15 protein-coding genes are annotated in these 14,878 nt (G+C 55.8%); 9 read left to right on the top strand and 6 right to left on the bottom strand.

The window, feature by feature from the left end; all coding sequences use genetic code 11:
* Nucleotides 1-60: 60 nt before the first annotated feature.
* Entirely contained in the window at nucleotides 61-1,545 is a 1,485-nt protein-coding gene (locus tag H151_RS0104345) for an FMN-binding glutamate synthase family protein (protein ID WP_019960418.1), read from the bottom strand.
* A gap of 132 nt (nucleotides 1,546-1,677) precedes the next feature.
* Between H151_RS0104345 and H151_RS0104340 the strand changes: the two genes are divergently transcribed.
* Together H151_RS0104340 and H151_RS0104335 are read left to right on the top strand one after the other, a co-directional pair.
* Nucleotides 1,678-2,304: an alpha-ketoglutarate-dependent dioxygenase AlkB gene (locus tag H151_RS0104340; RefSeq protein ID WP_019960417.1), complete on the top strand. Its 627-nt coding sequence runs from the start codon at nucleotides 1,678-1,680 to the stop codon at nucleotides 2,302-2,304.
* 142 nt (nucleotides 2,305-2,446) lie between these two features.
* Complete coding sequence (locus tag H151_RS0104335; protein WP_019960416.1) at nucleotides 2,447-2,839, top strand: glycine zipper domain-containing protein; 393 nt, start codon at nucleotides 2,447-2,449, stop codon at nucleotides 2,837-2,839.
* 69 nt (nucleotides 2,840-2,908) lie between these two features.
* Here H151_RS0104335 and grpE read toward each other — a convergent pair whose 3' ends face one another.
* Both grpE and hrcA read right to left on the bottom strand, forming a co-directional pair.
* Nucleotides 2,909-3,571: a nucleotide exchange factor GrpE gene (gene grpE, locus H151_RS0104330; protein WP_019960415.1), complete on the bottom strand. Its 663-nt coding sequence runs from the start codon at nucleotides 3,569-3,571 to the stop codon at nucleotides 2,909-2,911.
* A gap of 72 nt (nucleotides 3,572-3,643) precedes the next feature.
* The gene (gene hrcA / locus H151_RS0104325) at nucleotides 3,644-4,708 is read right to left on the bottom strand and encodes a heat-inducible transcriptional repressor HrcA (protein ID WP_019960414.1); all 1,065 of its coding nucleotides are present in this window, start codon (nucleotides 4,706-4,708) and stop codon (nucleotides 3,644-3,646) included.
* 168 nt (nucleotides 4,709-4,876) lie between these two features.
* On the opposite strand from hrcA, the gene H151_RS15430 reads away from it, so the two are divergent.
* From H151_RS15430 to rph, 3 genes are all read left to right on the top strand, one after another.
* The gene (locus tag H151_RS15430) at nucleotides 4,877-5,242 is read left to right on the top strand and encodes a hypothetical protein (protein WP_019960413.1); all 366 of its coding nucleotides are present in this window, start codon (nucleotides 4,877-4,879) and stop codon (nucleotides 5,240-5,242) included.
* Between the two features lie 161 nt (nucleotides 5,243-5,403).
* Nucleotides 5,404-7,587, top strand: a complete 2,184-nt coding sequence (locus H151_RS0104315) for a TonB-dependent hemoglobin/transferrin/lactoferrin family receptor (protein ID WP_019960412.1) — start codon at nucleotides 5,404-5,406, stop codon at nucleotides 7,585-7,587.
* A 163-nt stretch (nucleotides 7,588-7,750) separates the two neighbouring features.
* A complete protein-coding gene (gene rph, locus H151_RS0104310) occupies nucleotides 7,751-8,467 on the top strand; it encodes a ribonuclease PH (RefSeq protein ID WP_019960411.1) in 717 nt (238 codons plus the stop codon).
* Between the two features lie 269 nt (nucleotides 8,468-8,736).
* On the opposite strand, the gene H151_RS0104305 is transcribed toward rph, so the two are convergent.
* Entirely contained in the window at nucleotides 8,737-8,961 is a 225-nt protein-coding gene (locus H151_RS0104305) for a helix-turn-helix domain-containing protein (RefSeq protein WP_019960410.1), read from the bottom strand.
* A 14-nt stretch (nucleotides 8,962-8,975) separates the two neighbouring features.
* Nucleotides 8,976-9,527, bottom strand: a complete 552-nt coding sequence (locus tag H151_RS0104300; RefSeq protein ID WP_019960409.1) for a DUF2975 domain-containing protein — start codon at nucleotides 9,525-9,527, stop codon at nucleotides 8,976-8,978.
* A 648-nt stretch (nucleotides 9,528-10,175) separates the two neighbouring features.
* On the opposite strand from H151_RS0104300, the gene rdgB reads away from it, so the two are divergent.
* Complete coding sequence (gene rdgB / locus H151_RS0104285) at nucleotides 10,176-10,802, top strand: RdgB/HAM1 family non-canonical purine NTP pyrophosphatase (RefSeq protein ID WP_019960406.1); 627 nt, start codon at nucleotides 10,176-10,178, stop codon at nucleotides 10,800-10,802.
* Complete coding sequence (gene hemW / locus H151_RS0104280) at nucleotides 10,799-11,932, top strand: radical SAM family heme chaperone HemW (protein WP_019960405.1); 1,134 nt, start codon at nucleotides 10,799-10,801, stop codon at nucleotides 11,930-11,932. The genes rdgB and hemW overlap by 4 nt, the downstream gene beginning before the upstream one ends.
* A 3-nt stretch (nucleotides 11,933-11,935) precedes the next feature.
* Here the strand turns inward: hemW and H151_RS0104275 are convergent, their stop codons facing one another.
* Nucleotides 11,936-13,477, bottom strand: coding sequence for a penicillin-binding protein activator (locus H151_RS0104275; protein WP_019960404.1), 1,542 nt, complete (start codon nucleotides 13,475-13,477; stop codon nucleotides 11,936-11,938).
* On the opposite strand from H151_RS0104275, the gene rsmI reads away from it, so the two are divergent.
* Together rsmI and H151_RS0104265 are read left to right on the top strand one after the other, a co-directional pair.
* Complete coding sequence (rsmI, locus tag H151_RS0104270; RefSeq protein ID WP_019960403.1) at nucleotides 13,470-14,465, top strand: 16S rRNA (cytidine(1402)-2'-O)-methyltransferase; 996 nt, start codon at nucleotides 13,470-13,472, stop codon at nucleotides 14,463-14,465. The two genes, H151_RS0104275 and rsmI, sit on opposite strands and share 8 nt — an antisense overlap.
* Before the next feature lies 1 nt (nucleotide 14,466).
* Nucleotides 14,467-14,856 carry a YraN family protein gene (locus tag H151_RS0104265; protein ID WP_019960402.1) on the top strand — a complete coding sequence of 130 codons (390 nt, stop codon included), beginning with the start codon at nucleotides 14,467-14,469 and terminating at the stop codon, nucleotides 14,854-14,856.
* Nucleotides 14,857-14,878 lie beyond the last annotated feature (22 nt).

Below are 14,878 nucleotides of genomic sequence, written 5' to 3'. Positions count from 1 at the left end.
AGGCGAAGATCTATGATATGGCGATAAATTTCAAGTTGTATTTTCGTGAGGGTGAACCCTTCACTCCGCCGGGCGGGTCATATCACTCATCGCGATGGAGTGTTGCGGGTCTTGTACGATCCGCACATGCTGGCGTGACAGGCGGCGCGGATGGGGTACGCCGCACGAATGGGCGATGGTCTCGACATCATGAATGATATTGCGCGCATAATGGGCGACTGTTTCGGCCTTTTGCCGGGGCGCAAGCCCGCGTTGCAGGCGCTTATTATGGGTCGCCACCCCGGTGGGGCAGGTGTTCTTATGGCATTTCATGGACTGAATACAGCCCAATGAGAACATGAAGCCGCGCGCGCTTTGGACGGTATCCGCGCCCACCGCTAGCGCCCAGGCCACCCCTGAAGGCGTGATCAGCTTACCTGCGGCAATGACGCGAATGCGCGATTTCAGACCATAGCGGGTAAGAATATCAATCAGCAGCGGTAAGCTTTCGCGGATCAAAAGCCCGACATTGTCCATCAAAGGCATGGGCGCGGCCCCGGTGCCGCCATCACCGGAATCCAGCGTGATGAAATCAGGGGCGCTTTCAATACCGCGCGCCTGAATGGCCTGACATAATTCTTCCAGCCAGCCATAACTGCCCAGCACACATTTAAAGCCGGTGGGCTTGCCGGTGATTGCGCGCACGCGTTCAATAAAGTCGAGCAAGGTTTTGACGTCATAAATCTCTGGATGACGATTGGGTGAAATAGACGCCTCACCCTTGGGAATGCCGCGGATATCGGCAATCTCACGTGTAACTTTCGCGGCGGGCAGGATCCCGCCCTTACCCGGTTTGGCACCCTGGCTGAGCTTGACCTCAAACATGCGCACATGGGGATTTTCACTTAACGCTTTGAGTTTATCGTCGTCTAACAGGCCCGCCTCATTGCGCACGCCATATTTGGCGGTGCCGATCTGAAAGACGATATCGCATCCGCCTTCCAGATGCATGGGGCTGAGCCCACCCTCGCCGGTATTGAGCCAGACCCCGGCCTTGGCCGCGCCCATGGACAAAGCGCGAATGGCGGGTTTGGAGAGGGCACCATAACTCATTCCAGAAATGTTGAAGAAGGAGGGCGCGTGATAAGGTGTTGCGCAATAGGGACCAAAGAGAATGGGCGGGGAGGGTTCGCGGTCCTCTTCCTGGATGGGGAAGGGGGTATTGACGAACAGCGAGGTGCCTGGCTGGGTCAAAATCTTGGTGGAGCCGAAGGGGATGGTATTGCCCCGGCCTGATGCGGCGCGGTACACCCATTCGCGCTCGGCTCGGTTGAAGGGCATTTCTTCACGATCGAGGGCGAAGAAATATTGGCGGAAAAACTCACCCAGCTTGATGAAAAGATCGCGAAAGCGCCCAATGACGGGATAATTGCGCCGGACCGCATCATGGCGCTGATTACTGTCGAGAATAAACAAAACGACCGCAAGAAACGCGATTGCACCCACGACGAAAATAAAGATAAGCGCAAGAACACTTAAGGCGTGAATGACCCAGTTTTCAAACATATTCCCCTCCGTTCCTGGCTGTGTGTGCCAGGTTATGATGTCGACCAGATCCCACCCTAAGCGTTGTCGTCTAGCACAGATCCATGACAAAGCGAGATGATTTATGGGACGAATGTTAAAGGCTAAAGCGCGATGAGCGCTTCGTTTTCCACCCCTGATGGGTTTCGTCTCCTATCGGGATATTTTGATCGCCCCGCGCAAGAGGCCCTCGTGGCCAGTATTATGACGATTTTGAAAACCGCCCCAATTTATCAACCCGTTATGCCGCGCTCGGGCCGGGCTTTATCGGTGAAGATGTCCAATTGCGGCGCTTTGGGCTGGATCAGTGAAAAGGCGGGCTATCGCTATGGCGCGACGCATCCTGAAACCGGACAGCCCTGGCCCCCCATTCCCGAGGTTTTGCTGGACTTATGGCGCGCGCAAAGCGATTGGCCAGACCTGCCCGAAGCGTGCCTGATCAATCATTATGATGAGAAGGCTCGGCTGGGCCTTCATATTGATGCAGATGAAAGCGCGACCTACGCCCCGGTCCTCTCTGTCTCGCTGGGCGATAGCGCGTATTTTCGTTTAGGGGGGCCAAGCCGAAAAGGCCCGACCCAGCGCCTCACCTTGCATTCTGGCGATGTGGTGATCTTGGGCGGGGCTTCGCGGCGTTTTTACCATGGGGTTGATAAAATCCTGCCCGGTACGTCCAGCCTGTTGCCGGAAAGCTTCAGGCCGGGCCGGATCAACCTCACCTTGCGCCGGGTGCATCAATAAATCCCTATCCAAGACTGTATGAGCACTATTTTGGCCACAAAGTTAGTCCAAATCTGGTCTGAATTCATTCAGGCTCGGCTCAGCTTTGGTGTGAGAGAGTAGGCGAATGGTTTCGGGACATTCTTTTTGGGAGAGACCCCTCATGCGTATGCTTGGATTACTTGTTATCGCCTCTGGCCTGACCCTGGCCGGGTGTGCGACCGATAGCACAATGGGCGGCGCAGCCACAGGCGCAGCCGTAGGCGCTTTGGCCGGTGCTGTCATTGGCAATAACACCGGCAGTGGTGATGCTGGTGATGGTGCTTTGGTCGGTGGTTTGATCGGCGGTATCGCCGGGGCTGCTTATGGCAATTGCCGTGAAGGCGGCGGGTGCGGTGGCCCAGGCGGGCAAAACCGCGGCGCTCAACACAATAACGGCCAACAGTCTGATATGTTGTATGATTCGCAGGCTGGGCGATATTACTATATTGATCGCCAAACCGGTGACACCTATTGGCAGGGCGGCGAACTTCGCACTCGCGCGCCCCGCTATTAAGTTTATAGCGGCTTAAACAAAAAAGCCCCGCTCAGTTGAGCGGGGCTTTTTTATGGATATTGATCCGCCTTAGGCTTCGACATCGACATTGGCGCTTTCGCTGCCATTGGACGCGAGCGGGCCAGAGGAGACCACGACCATCGCCGCGCGCAAGGTGCGGCTGGCAATGACATAGCCGGGCTGCATCACATGGGCGATTTTGCCGACCGGTTGGTCAGAGGGCACTTGGGCGGCAGCCTGGTGAATATTAGGGTCCAGCGCATCACCGATTTGCGGCTCAACTTTTTTCACGCCGTGACGCTCTAACGTGGTGATCAGACGGCGCTCGGTCATTTCCACGCCTTCGATCAGGTTTTTCATGGCCTCAGAGCCGTTTTCACGGGTCTCTTGATCGACCGAGGCAATGGCGCGCGACAGATTGTCGGCAATGTCCAACATATCGCGGGCAAAACCGGTAACGGCATATTCGCGCGCGTCTTTAACGTCGCGGGCTGCACGTTTTTTGGTGTTCTCGCCTTCGGCCACGGCGCGCAGCAGGCGATCACGTAGATCATCCAGCTCGGCGCTCAATTGCTCGACAGACTTTTCAGGCGATGTTTCTGAGCTGACTTGCGCTTCATCCGCCTCGCTCGCATCGGCCTCGCTGTCGCGGGTTTCGGTCTGAGCATTCGTCTCAGGGCTCAGTTCCGCTTCGGTGTCAGGCGTCGGGGTCTTGGGTGTTTCAGCAGTCATACGTAAAGGCCATCTCTTGATTGTGGTCTTAAAAGGGAAGTGATCAGTGAAGTGGGCAATCTTTGCGCGCTGTCAATGCGGGCTGAGCAGTCGACTAACCGCCTGGGCGGTATAATCAACCAGCGGAATGACCCGGGCATAATTCAGCCGCGTCGGCCCAATCACGCCTAAGGCCCCCAAAATCTTGTTATTTTTATCGCGGTAGGGTGCGACAATCACGCTGGAACCCGAAAGCGAGAATAAGGGATTTTCCGAACCGATAAACAATCGCACGCCGCGCCCATCTTGCGCCTTTTCCAACAGGGCCAGCAGATCTTGTTTGCGCTCGATATCTTCGAAGAGGAGGCGGATACGCTCTAAATCTTCCGCGGCCTGGACATTATCCAAGAGCTTGGCTTGGCCGCGTACGATCAAAGTCTGGCTTTCTGATCCCGCCCAATCAGCAAGGCCCAGCTCAATCAGATGCGTGGCGGCATCATCGAGCTGAGCGCGTTCTTTTTGCAATTGCTGAGAAATATCGCCAACCGCTTCACTAATCGTGCGCCCGACCAGTTGAGCGGACAGGAAATTACCCGCTTCAACAAGAGCGGAGGCGGGAAGCCCCATGGGCGGGGTCATCAAACGGTTTTCGATGGTGCCATCGGTAAACACCAGAACAGCGAGAATTTCATGGGGCGAGATGGGTACGAACTCAATATGGCGTAGCGCGTTATCGCGTTTGGGGCTGGCGACCAGTCCCGCACCGCCGGCAAGCCCGGCCAGAGCTGCAGACACCTCACCCAAAATATCATCGACGCGCTTACCCTGTCCGGCAACCTGGCCATCAATGGTGCGTCGCTCGCTATCGCTCAATTCGCCAATTTGTAACAGGCCATCAACAAACAGGCGCAGGCCCGCATGGGTGGGCAGGCGCCCAGCCGAGGCATGGGGCGCGGTCAATAGTCCGGCCGCCGCCAGATCCGAAAGGGTGTTGCGGATAGAGGCCGGGGAAAGACTAAGCCCTTGCATTTTAGACAAGGTGCGCGAGCCCACAGGATCCCCGCTGGAGAGATAAGCCTCCACCACGGCGCGAAAGATATGGCGCGAGCGATCATCAAGATCGCTTAAGCTGGGGGTCGTGCGCTGAAACGGCGTCATCTGATGTCTATACCTAGCCCGGACTGAACCCATTGTCCTGATAAAATTAGGCTGTGTTGGCCCGGCTCGCAAGCATTGGAGCTTTTGAGGCGAGGGTGTGACGATCTGAACCTCGACACGGTGAGAATGCCCGCTAACATAATCAGAAATTTCTGAACGGGGGGAAAATTGAATATTTATTTAGCGCTGGCGGCGGGCTTAGCCGTATTGATCACCTTAACCCACTTGATTTTAGGCGGAAAAGAAGTTGCGCGCCCCTTGCTGGATGCGGATTTACGCGGCGTGCCCAAATATACCAGCTATTATTGCTGGCATATCGTCACTTTGGAATTGGCCGGTATTGCCGTGATGTTCGCCCTTGCCGCGTTCTATCCAACTTTGAGTCTTTTGGGGTGGGTCGCGGGCGCGTTTAGCCTGACCTTCGTTGTCTTTGGTATCGTGATGAACGCGGCGATGAAGCGTAAATTTGCTCATCATCCGCAATGGAGCTTCTTTGTGCCCTTGGCGGCATTGAGCGTGGTAGGCGGGATTTAAGCCCCTCAAGTTTTTGAGGTGTATCCAAGCGCAAGGCTCTCTGGAGAGCGTTGCGCTTTTTTGTATCCTAAAAGACCCTAGTGAAAATGCGTTTGCGAATGATTTGCATAATGGCTATAGCCTAATAATGATTCTGAAACGCATTTGCAATGGAGCGGGGAATGGGGTATAAATCTGTATTAGGGCTGGGTTCAGCGCTTATGAGTGTGATGATCAGTGCGCAAGGCTGGGCAACGGACGGCTCGGCTGAGGTCGCCGCGCGTGAGGCTAATTTACCGCCAGAGGACATTATTCTGGTGACGGGTCGGCGTATGGATCAGACCTTAAGCGATGTCGCAGGCTCGATCAGCGTGCTTACGGCTGAGGATATTGAGACCCAGCTGGTTACGAATATGAGCGAGCTTTTTGATCGCGACCCTAGCCTTTATGTCACGGGCGATGTGGGTGAGGCGCAGAATATACGTGTACGCGGTATGGGCGGTGATCGCATTTTGATGATCAAGGACGGCATGCGCCTGAATGAAGGCTATGGGGCCAGTGGTCTTAATGACATTGTCGGGCGCGGCTTTATTGATACTGAAAATCTGAAACAGGTCGAAGTCGCTAAGGGCGCGGTGTCCTCGCTTTATGGGGCGGACGCCTTGGGCGGGGTGGTGATCTTCACCACGAAAGACGCGAGTGACTATCTGGTAGACCGTGATCATTATGCCAGCGTGCGCGCAGGTTTCACCTCGCGCAGTGATGAATATAACGCAGGCTTTACCGGTGCAATCCGTACGGGCAATTTCGAGACCCTGGGCATCTATACCTATCGTGATGGCGGTGAGTATAAAAACCATTCCGATCGACAGGCCGCGTTGGACATCACCTCACATTCAGGGCTTTTAAAGACCCGCTATAATTTCACCAATGGCGATCATCTTGATCTGTCGGCGGAGTATTTCACCCAAGACGTTGATCGCCCAGATTCAGGTCAGGTCAATCATGGCCAATGGCAGAACCTGCCCGGCTATGACATTACCCAGCGCACCAGCGCGGAGGAGAAAGAAAGCTCAGCCTTCAAGATCAGCTATGGCTCTGAGCGTGAAACACGGTTCTTTGATTACGCCAGCATCAGCCTCTATGCGCAACTCTCAGAGCAATATAACGAACAATATATGCAGCTGACGATTGATAGTCCCTATACGCCCTATAAAGGCACGCGGGACATGTGGGATTATAATACCTATCGCCAGGAAACCTTTGGCTTTGTGTCGTCATTTACCAAGGATTTTGCGACTTCAATCCCGCAAATTCTGGGCTATGGTCTGGACATTGAAACTACAAAGAGCTGGCGCACCACAACCGATTACCGCGTTCAGGCCGGGGCGGTGATTAAAGATGAAACCATTCGGCCCTTCCCGGAGAATGATACGCTGCGCATCGGGGCCTATGTCTTTGATGAATTGAGCTTTATGCAAGGCCGCCTAAGGCTGACCCCCGGTGCGCGTTGGGATTATTATAAGTTAGAGCCGAATAATGATCTGCCCGGCACGGCAGCGCAGTTTGAAGAGATCAGTGAAAATCGTCTCTCTCCTAATCTGGGTCTTGTTTATGATTGGCGTCCCGGCATCAGTGTGTTCGCGCAATATGGGGAAGGCTTTAAAGTACCACCCTATGATTTGGCCTATATTTATCACGACAACTCGATCTATGGCTATAAAGTCATTCCATCGGATGATTTAAGCCCGGAAACCAGTCGCTCCTATGAAATTGGTCTGCGCCGTGAAACTGCCCGTGCGCGCTTGAGCCTATCGGCCTATTATACCGATTACGAAGACTTTATTGATGTCGAACGGGTGGGTGAAGAGCCAAGTCCTTACTTCCCCGGTTCGGTGGTTTCGATCTTCAAATACCGCAATATTGATGCGGTCACGATCCAAGGGGTTGAAGCCAGTTTTGAAGCCGATCTGGGCCGCGGCTTTAATGCCTTTGGTAATATTGCCTGGCAGACGGGTGAAGACCAAAGCAGTGATGTGTATCTGACCACGATTTTGCCCGTTAATGGCACGCTGGGCGTGGGCTATCAGGCGCAGAAGTGGGGCGGGGAGATCGTCACCCGCTGGGCCGATGATATGCAGAAGATCGAACAGGGCTGGCAGGATAGCGAGGCCTGGGCGGTGGTGGATTTAACCACGCATTGGCAGCCGGTGGAGCGGTTAAGCCTACGCGCTGGGGTCCATAATCTCTTCGATACGGCCTATGTCGAATATCCCAGTGTCGCCGGGATTGCAGCGCGCGATGACTTGACGCAATTCGAACGGGGGGGCCGTGCCTTTACGCTGAATGCGCGCTTAGAGTTCTAAATCAATACCGAGTTGGTTCTGCCCGAACCTTATGTCATACATCTTAGGCCCGGTCAGGCGTTCGCGTTTGGCCGGGCATTTTTTGGGTGCTTTGCGGCTATGCCCCCTTGCCCTTGACGAAAATAGCCTTACCAAGCCGGGCAGTGTAACGAAAGGAATTCCCATGCGCCCCGATAATCGTGCTTTAGATGGCTTGCGTCCGGTCTCATTTGAATTGGGCGCTGCGCCCTATGCGGAAGGCTCTTGCCTGGCGGTCTTTGGCAATACGCGGGTGTTGTGCACGGCCAGTGTTGAAAATGACCTGCCGCGTTGGATGCGGGGCTCGGGCAAAGGCTGGGTGACGGCGGAATATGCGATGTTGCCGCGCGCAACCCATCAGCGCACCCGGCGTGAAGTGCATTCGGGCAAGCCCTCGGGCCGGACCCAGGAAATTCAGCGTCTGATTGGGCGGTCCTTGCGCGCGGTCATTGATCTGGGTGCGCTCGGTGAGCGTCAAATCACCATTGATTGTGATGTCTTGCAGGCCGATGGCGGTACGCGTACAGCCGCCATTACCGGGGCCTGGATCGCGCTGAAGCAGGCGACAAACTATCTGATCGAAGAAGGTCTTCTGGAAACATGCCCAATCCACAGCCAGCTGGCGGCGGTTTCCTGCGGCATAGTTGAGGGCGAAGCGCGCCTCGATCTGGAATATGTCGAAGATAGCGCTGCAGAGACCGATGCCAATTTCGTTCTGACCGCTACGGGTGGGATTGTTGAGATTCAAGCCACCGCAGAAGATAAGCCGATGAGCGAAGATCAGTTTAGCGCACTCTTTGGTCTGGCGCGCAAGGGCGTCAATGATCTGGCGCAAAAACAGCGCGCGGTTTTAGGCCTTTAAGAGAAAAAAGCGGCGGCAAGGCTTAATCTCGTCCTCCTGTGAGGGGGAGGTTCGGCCTTGTTGTCCAGCGGGCAAAGGGGAGAGCCGGGTCCGGATTTAGCCGTGGCGATTGGGCGATCGCGTAAAGCTCCGGGCTGGTGACCATCTTATCAGATCACGCTCTTGCCGCCGCATGTTCAAGAGGGGGGCTGTCACAGCGCGATCGGGGGGATGCGCCTTGGACCCTCTTGAAGGTCTATGTAGGGCGCATCTAAAAAATTGCGATGCGCCTAATCGTCGTAGTTTTCGTCTTCTTCAGTCCAGGCCAGCAAATCTGCGGGCTGGCATTTTAACTCGCGGCACAAAGCATCCAGCGTTGAAAAGCGGATGGCTTTGGCTTTGCCGGTTTTCAGGATCGACAGATTGGCCATCGTAATGCCAACGCGATCACATAATTCCGTCAGTGACATACGCCGCTCTAGCAGCATACGGTCCAGGGTGACGCGGATTGCCATGCGCTTCGTCCTCCCTAGATCGTAAATTGTTGTTCATCACGAAGGCGTGCGCCTTCACGAAAGACTTCAGAGAGCACTAACAGTGCGATGACAGCGAACCAAGCGCCCAGATTTAACGTAAAGTGGGGCTCTAAATTCATGCCGGATTCTACAGGGCGGCCAAACAGGGTATAGGCCAGAGAAATCGCGCCATGGGCGGCGTAACGGATCAATTGGTAAATCGCGATGGCAATCGCAATGGAACGCAAATGTCCGGCATTCTCAGGCACAAAGGGATCCCCCTTGACCAAAGTGCGGCAAACTCGGCGCAGGCGATCCACCACGAAGGTGAACACAACAATGGCCGTAATCGCCATAGGTAAAGCCAAGACCACACCCAGCTGAAGGAAGTTCAACAATGCCTGGGGCAGTTCTGGACCAATACCAAAGGTACGATAAACGCCAGCGACCATAATGAAGACCATGATCAGGCTGGCCCCGCCTAAAAGGACCCATAGAATAAAGGCTACGATATCCAGGAGCACCTTTAAGATGGCGGTCAGCGATCCCGGTCCCAGCGTGTTCATATGATCCCCTTATGGGTCTTTGACCCTTTATGACTGGTCGCGAAGGACCTTGGCGGTAAAGATGGTTTTATCTGTCTTTTCCTCACCCGCCAAGGTGCGAATACCGAGCCATAATGCGCTCATCTAGGCCAGGGTGGAAGCGAGCGACGCGCCCATACCTGCGATGACGACACCGACCAAGGCGACATTGATAACCGTTGCCAATACAGTGTTCAGGTTCATGTTTACAAAGTTCGTCATTGTTTTAAGTCCTACCGTCTTATCGTGATCAACCAAATCCGGATTATTCCGGTTTTCTTTGTTACTGAGTGTTTCTGGTGTGGGCTTTGCCCGTTTGTTTTCACCAGAGGGGAGTTTTAAGCTAATGTAGAGGCGAGGGAGACGCCCATACCAACCATGACAACAACCAATAGAGCCGTATTCATCGCAGCAGCCCAAAAGGTGTTTGCATTATTGTGAGACCTGACCATTTTACTCTCCTAGTTTCTAGTGTTCTCGATCAACCAATTTATCTTCCGGTCTTTGCCGGTTTGTTTTATGTGGACGGTGTCTTGCCCGCCTCATGAGTTTGTATGTAGCGGGCCTCAGATCGTTTTGCAACAAAAAAATATCGAAAAACGATATTAATTTTCCGAAAGGCAATAAAACATGCATCATCACCGCGGGGAAAACGCACTGTTTACAGGGGCTAAGACCTGGGTCATCGCCAGCCATAATACGGGAAAAATCAGGGAGATAGGCGATCTGATCGCGCCCTATAATCTCCATGCGATCGGCGCATATGAGGCCGGATTGGATGAGCCTGAAGAAACTGCAAAAACTTTCATCGGCAATGCGGTTCTAAAAGCTGAGGCCGGGGCCAAGGGCAGTGGTCATGTGGCGCTGGCGGACGATTCTGGATTGGAAGTCAAAGCCTTAGGTGGCGATCCGGGGATTTACTCGGCGCGCTGGGCCGGGGAGCCGCGCGATTTCAATCGCGCGATGGAAAAAGTTCATGCCGCTTTGATTGAAAAAAATGCCACCGATTGGTCTGCGCGTTTTGTCTGTGCCTTGGCCTTGGCCCACCCCGATGGGGGCGTGCGGGTTTATGAAGGCTTTGTCGAAGGTCAATTGGTGTGGCCGATGCGCGGTCAGAACGGGTTTGGCTATGATCCGATGTTTGTGCCCACAGGCTATGATCTCACCTTTGGCGAGATGGACCCGGCGCATAAACATGCGATGAGCCACCGCGCCCATGCCTTTAAGCTGTTGGTTGAGGATGTATTCGGCGCATGACCAGCCCGCTCGGTCTTTATATTCACTGGCCCTATTGCGCGCGGATCTGTCCGTATTGCGACTTTAATGTCTATCGCGCGCGCGGGGCTGAGAGTGCGCCGCTGGTCGCGGCGATGCTGGCCGATCTGAAAGCCTGGCGTGAGCGGTTGGGCCCGCGCCGCCTTGTCAGCCTGCATTTTGGCGGAGGCACCCCGTCCTTGATGGAGCCTGAGGATATCGCGCGGATCATCGCCGCGGCGGATGATCTTTTTGGTTTGGTCGCGGGCGCAGAGATTGGGTTAGAGGCTAATCCCATGGAAGTGGCGCGCTTTGCCGGGATCAAAGCCGCTGGGGTAGAGCGCCTGTCCATCGGCATTCAGGCCCTTAATGATCATGATCTCAACGTGCTGGGCCGTGATCATGGCCGCGCAGCGGCGATCAAGGCGGTGGAGACCGCGCAGAGCCTGTTTGAGCGGGTTTCGGCCGATTTCATTTATGCGCGCCCCGGGCAAAGCTTGCGCGATTGGCAAGGCGAGTGGCAAGAGGCGCTGTCTTGGGGGCTGGGCCATTATTCGTGCTATCAGCTGACCTATGAACCGGGGACGGCCTTCACCAAGAAGGCGGAACGTGGCGCGATCGTGCCCGCCGATGATGATTTAACGGCCGACATGTTCACCTTAACCCAGGATCTGGGCGCAGCCCATGGGTTGGCGGCGTATGAGATTTCCAATCATGCGCGCGGTGATGATCAGCGCTCACGCCATAATCAGCTTTACTGGACGGGGGCCGATTGGATTGGCATCGGGCCGGGGGCGCATTCACGCTGGGGTCGGCCACTATACGGTGGACGCCAGGGCGCAAGCGCGGTTTTGACGCCGGGCGGCTATATCAAAGGGCCTAGCCAGACATTTGAAGCGGTGACGGCTTTGGAAGATGCCCAAGAGCGGATCTTGATGGGGCTACGGCTAAAAGAAGGGCTGAACCGGGCGAGTTTGCGCGCGGCAACGGGCCATGATGTGGATCCGGAGGCTTTGGCGCGGTTTATTGCCCAGAAACTCTTGATCGATCAGGATGAAACCGTCCGCCTCACACCCCAGGGTCGGCTTTATGCCGATCGCCTGGCGATGGAATTGGCCCCGGCTGGGGATTAGGGCCTAAAAATTATCCCCGCCGATATCCAGGCGATCATCTTGATCCTGACTGGGAGAGGTGGGCTCTAAAGCCTGATACATCTGAACAGGGGTTGTGAAACGCTCTTGCGCAGGTTCTAACACCCGTAATTCCCCACCGCGCACCGTATAGACAGCCATGGCGCGTTCAATCGTACCATCGGGGCGGAAGCGGAACAGGCCATCAACCCCAATAAAGCCTTCAGGGTTTTCGAAATTGGTCGCTTCAAATTGACCCGGCATCCGGGCGATCAGATTGGCCAGAGAGATCGCATCATAGCCGAGACCCGACAGGCGAGAAGGCGTGCGAGCGAAACTGTCATTATAAACGCTTTCAAACCGGCTGCGCGCGCGCGGATCCGGCCCGGCAAACCAGCCATTGGCCAGCGCGGGTTCACGCAAAGTCGCGCTATTATTCCAAAGCCCCGTCCCTAAGAATTTGATCTTTAGGGGGTCAATATCCTGATAGAGCAGAACGGGCGCCAGCATGCGCAGATTATCCCCGCCTTCAGGCAGCAAAACGACCTGGAAGGGCGATTGTGGATCGGGTCGCCAATCGCGCCCGGTCATCGCCGAGGCGCGGATGGAATCAATCGGGGTAACGCCCAGGCGCGCTAGACGGCGGGCCGCATCGGTCATCGCCTGAATACCGCCGGAATAATATTCCTCCGCCACCAAACGCGCAGGCGTGCGGGGCACCGTGATGGTTTCAGTGATAAACGCGCCGGGGTTTTCTGGATCTGGGGTGACGACTTCGGTTTCATAGCTGAGCGTAGCGGGATCGCCATCATAGCCAAAATTACCGGCATGAATATCAATCGCGTCTTGATAGGCGCGCGCCACGGCCTGACCATATTGGTTTGCCGGACCGATAAAGGCAAACCGCTCGGCACCTTGATCGGCGGCATAATCGACAATGCGCCGCACTTCTTCTGCCGGAGGGAAGCTGAGAAGGTAGACGCCATTACCCGCAATCCGCTCATCGGTGGAGAAGGCAATCATCGCCACGCCCTCTTGACGCGCAATACTGGCCGCGCCCTCTACGGCGTCGGCAAAAAGCGGCCCGATGATCAGGTCGGCCCCATCGGCGATAACCGCTTCGGCGGCGCCACGTGCGCCCTCACGGGTGCCGGAGGTATCTTTAGGCAGCAGCAGCAGCGTATCCGAGCCGCGTTCAAACAAGGCCAGTTCAGCAGCATGCAGGATTTGCGTGGCTTCGGCGCGGGCGGCAGCTTGGGTGGCGGAGAAGGGAAGCAGAACGCCGACGCGGATTAAATCTCCACGACCGCGCATATGGGCGGGCGTATAGGTGGGCTGGGTCAGGTCAACGGGCAGGGTTACAGGCTCTGGCGCAGGTCCGGTGACGGGGGAGACGGGCGGGGGCGCGACCACAGGACCGGGCGTATCGGTGGTGGTACAAGCGCTTAACAGGACGAGGCCCAGCGATAAACCGGTCAGAGTTTTTAAAGAACCGAGCTTTGGACTTGGCGAAACGCGCAAGGCGCGCGACAACAGCGTCATGACCATTTCAAACTCCTCCCCAGAGCGCCCTTCTCAAGAGCCCCATCCAGATCTATCCCCAGCGGAACCTGAATGTGATGAGCGCGAAGCTAGCCGTCTAAGCGAGCCGGGGCAAGCCTTGGCTGACGCCACGTGGCGCGATTTGACACGAAAAGTCCAACGTTTCGACCCGGGCCTCTATCTCGCGGCGACCCCGATCGGCAATTTACGCGATATTACTTTGCGGGTTTTGGATGCTTTGGCGAATGCGGACCGCATCCTGGCTGAGGATACGCGCCAAACTCGGCGGCTTTTGGACGCGTATGGCATTAAGGCCCATCTGCAAGCCTATCATGAGCATAATGCCGAAAGTCTACGCCCCAGCCTGTTGGCCGCCATTAAGGGGGGCGAGCGATTGGTGCTGGTCACCGATGCGGGAACGCCGCTGGTCTCTGATCCGGGATTTAAGCTGGCGCGCGCGGTGATTGAGGAAGGTTTGATGGTCAGTCCCTTGCCCGGGGCGAGCGCGGCTTTGGCCGGATTATGTATCTCGGGCCTTCCCTCCGATCGCTTTATGTTTGCGGGCTTTCCCCCGAATAAGCATCAACAGCGATTGCGCTGGTTTGAGGATCTAAAAGGCATTGATGCGACTTTGATCCTGTATGAAGCCCCGCAGCGTCTAAAAGCCAGCCTTGGCGATGCGGCCAGTGTCTTTGGTGCGCGCCAGGGCGTAATCGCGCGTGAACTCACCAAGCTTTATGAAGAAGCGCGCCGGGGCACATTACCTGAGCTTGCCGATCATTATGAGGCTGAAGGTAATCCCAAGGGGGAGATTGTGCTCTTGGTCGCTCCCCCTATAGAGGGCGAGCAGGACTGGGATAGTGCCCGCATAGATGCGGCCCTCCTTGACGCTCTGCGCGATCAAGGCCCGTCCGGGGCTGCGGCCCAAGTCGCCAAGCTGTCAGGTCTTAAAAAGCGCGATCTCTATCAGCGGGCCTTGGAGCTAAAGGCCTGATATGGCGCGGGCCAAGCGGATCTGGGCGGAGGCATTAGGGCGCTGGGCGGAGCTTTGGGTCAGTGTCTATTTAACCCTAAAAGGCTATCAGATTTTAGATCGACGCGTGCGTCTGCCCGCGTGCGAGTTGGATTTGGTGGCCAAAAAGGGTCCATGGCTGTGCTTTATCGAGGTGAAAGCCGGGCGCTCGCGCGCTCAAATCCTCACGCGGTTTCACCCCTCTTATCAAAATCGCTTGATCCGCGCGGCGGCCCAGTGGCGCGCCCGGCGTGGATATGGCACAGATCAGCTGATGCGTTTTGATGTGTGCGGTGTGGTGCAGGGCCTATGGATCTGTCATTGGCGTGCAGCGTTTGAGGGCGATCATGCGTTTAATACAGATCTCATCTAGTTTTTGCGGGCAAATTGCCCAC

The organism is Woodsholea maritima DSM 17123 (assembly GCF_000382325.1).
Classification (GTDB): domain Bacteria; phylum Pseudomonadota; class Alphaproteobacteria; order Caulobacterales; family Maricaulaceae; genus Woodsholea; species Woodsholea maritima.
This window is presented reverse-complemented; position numbering and strand designations above follow the sequence as displayed.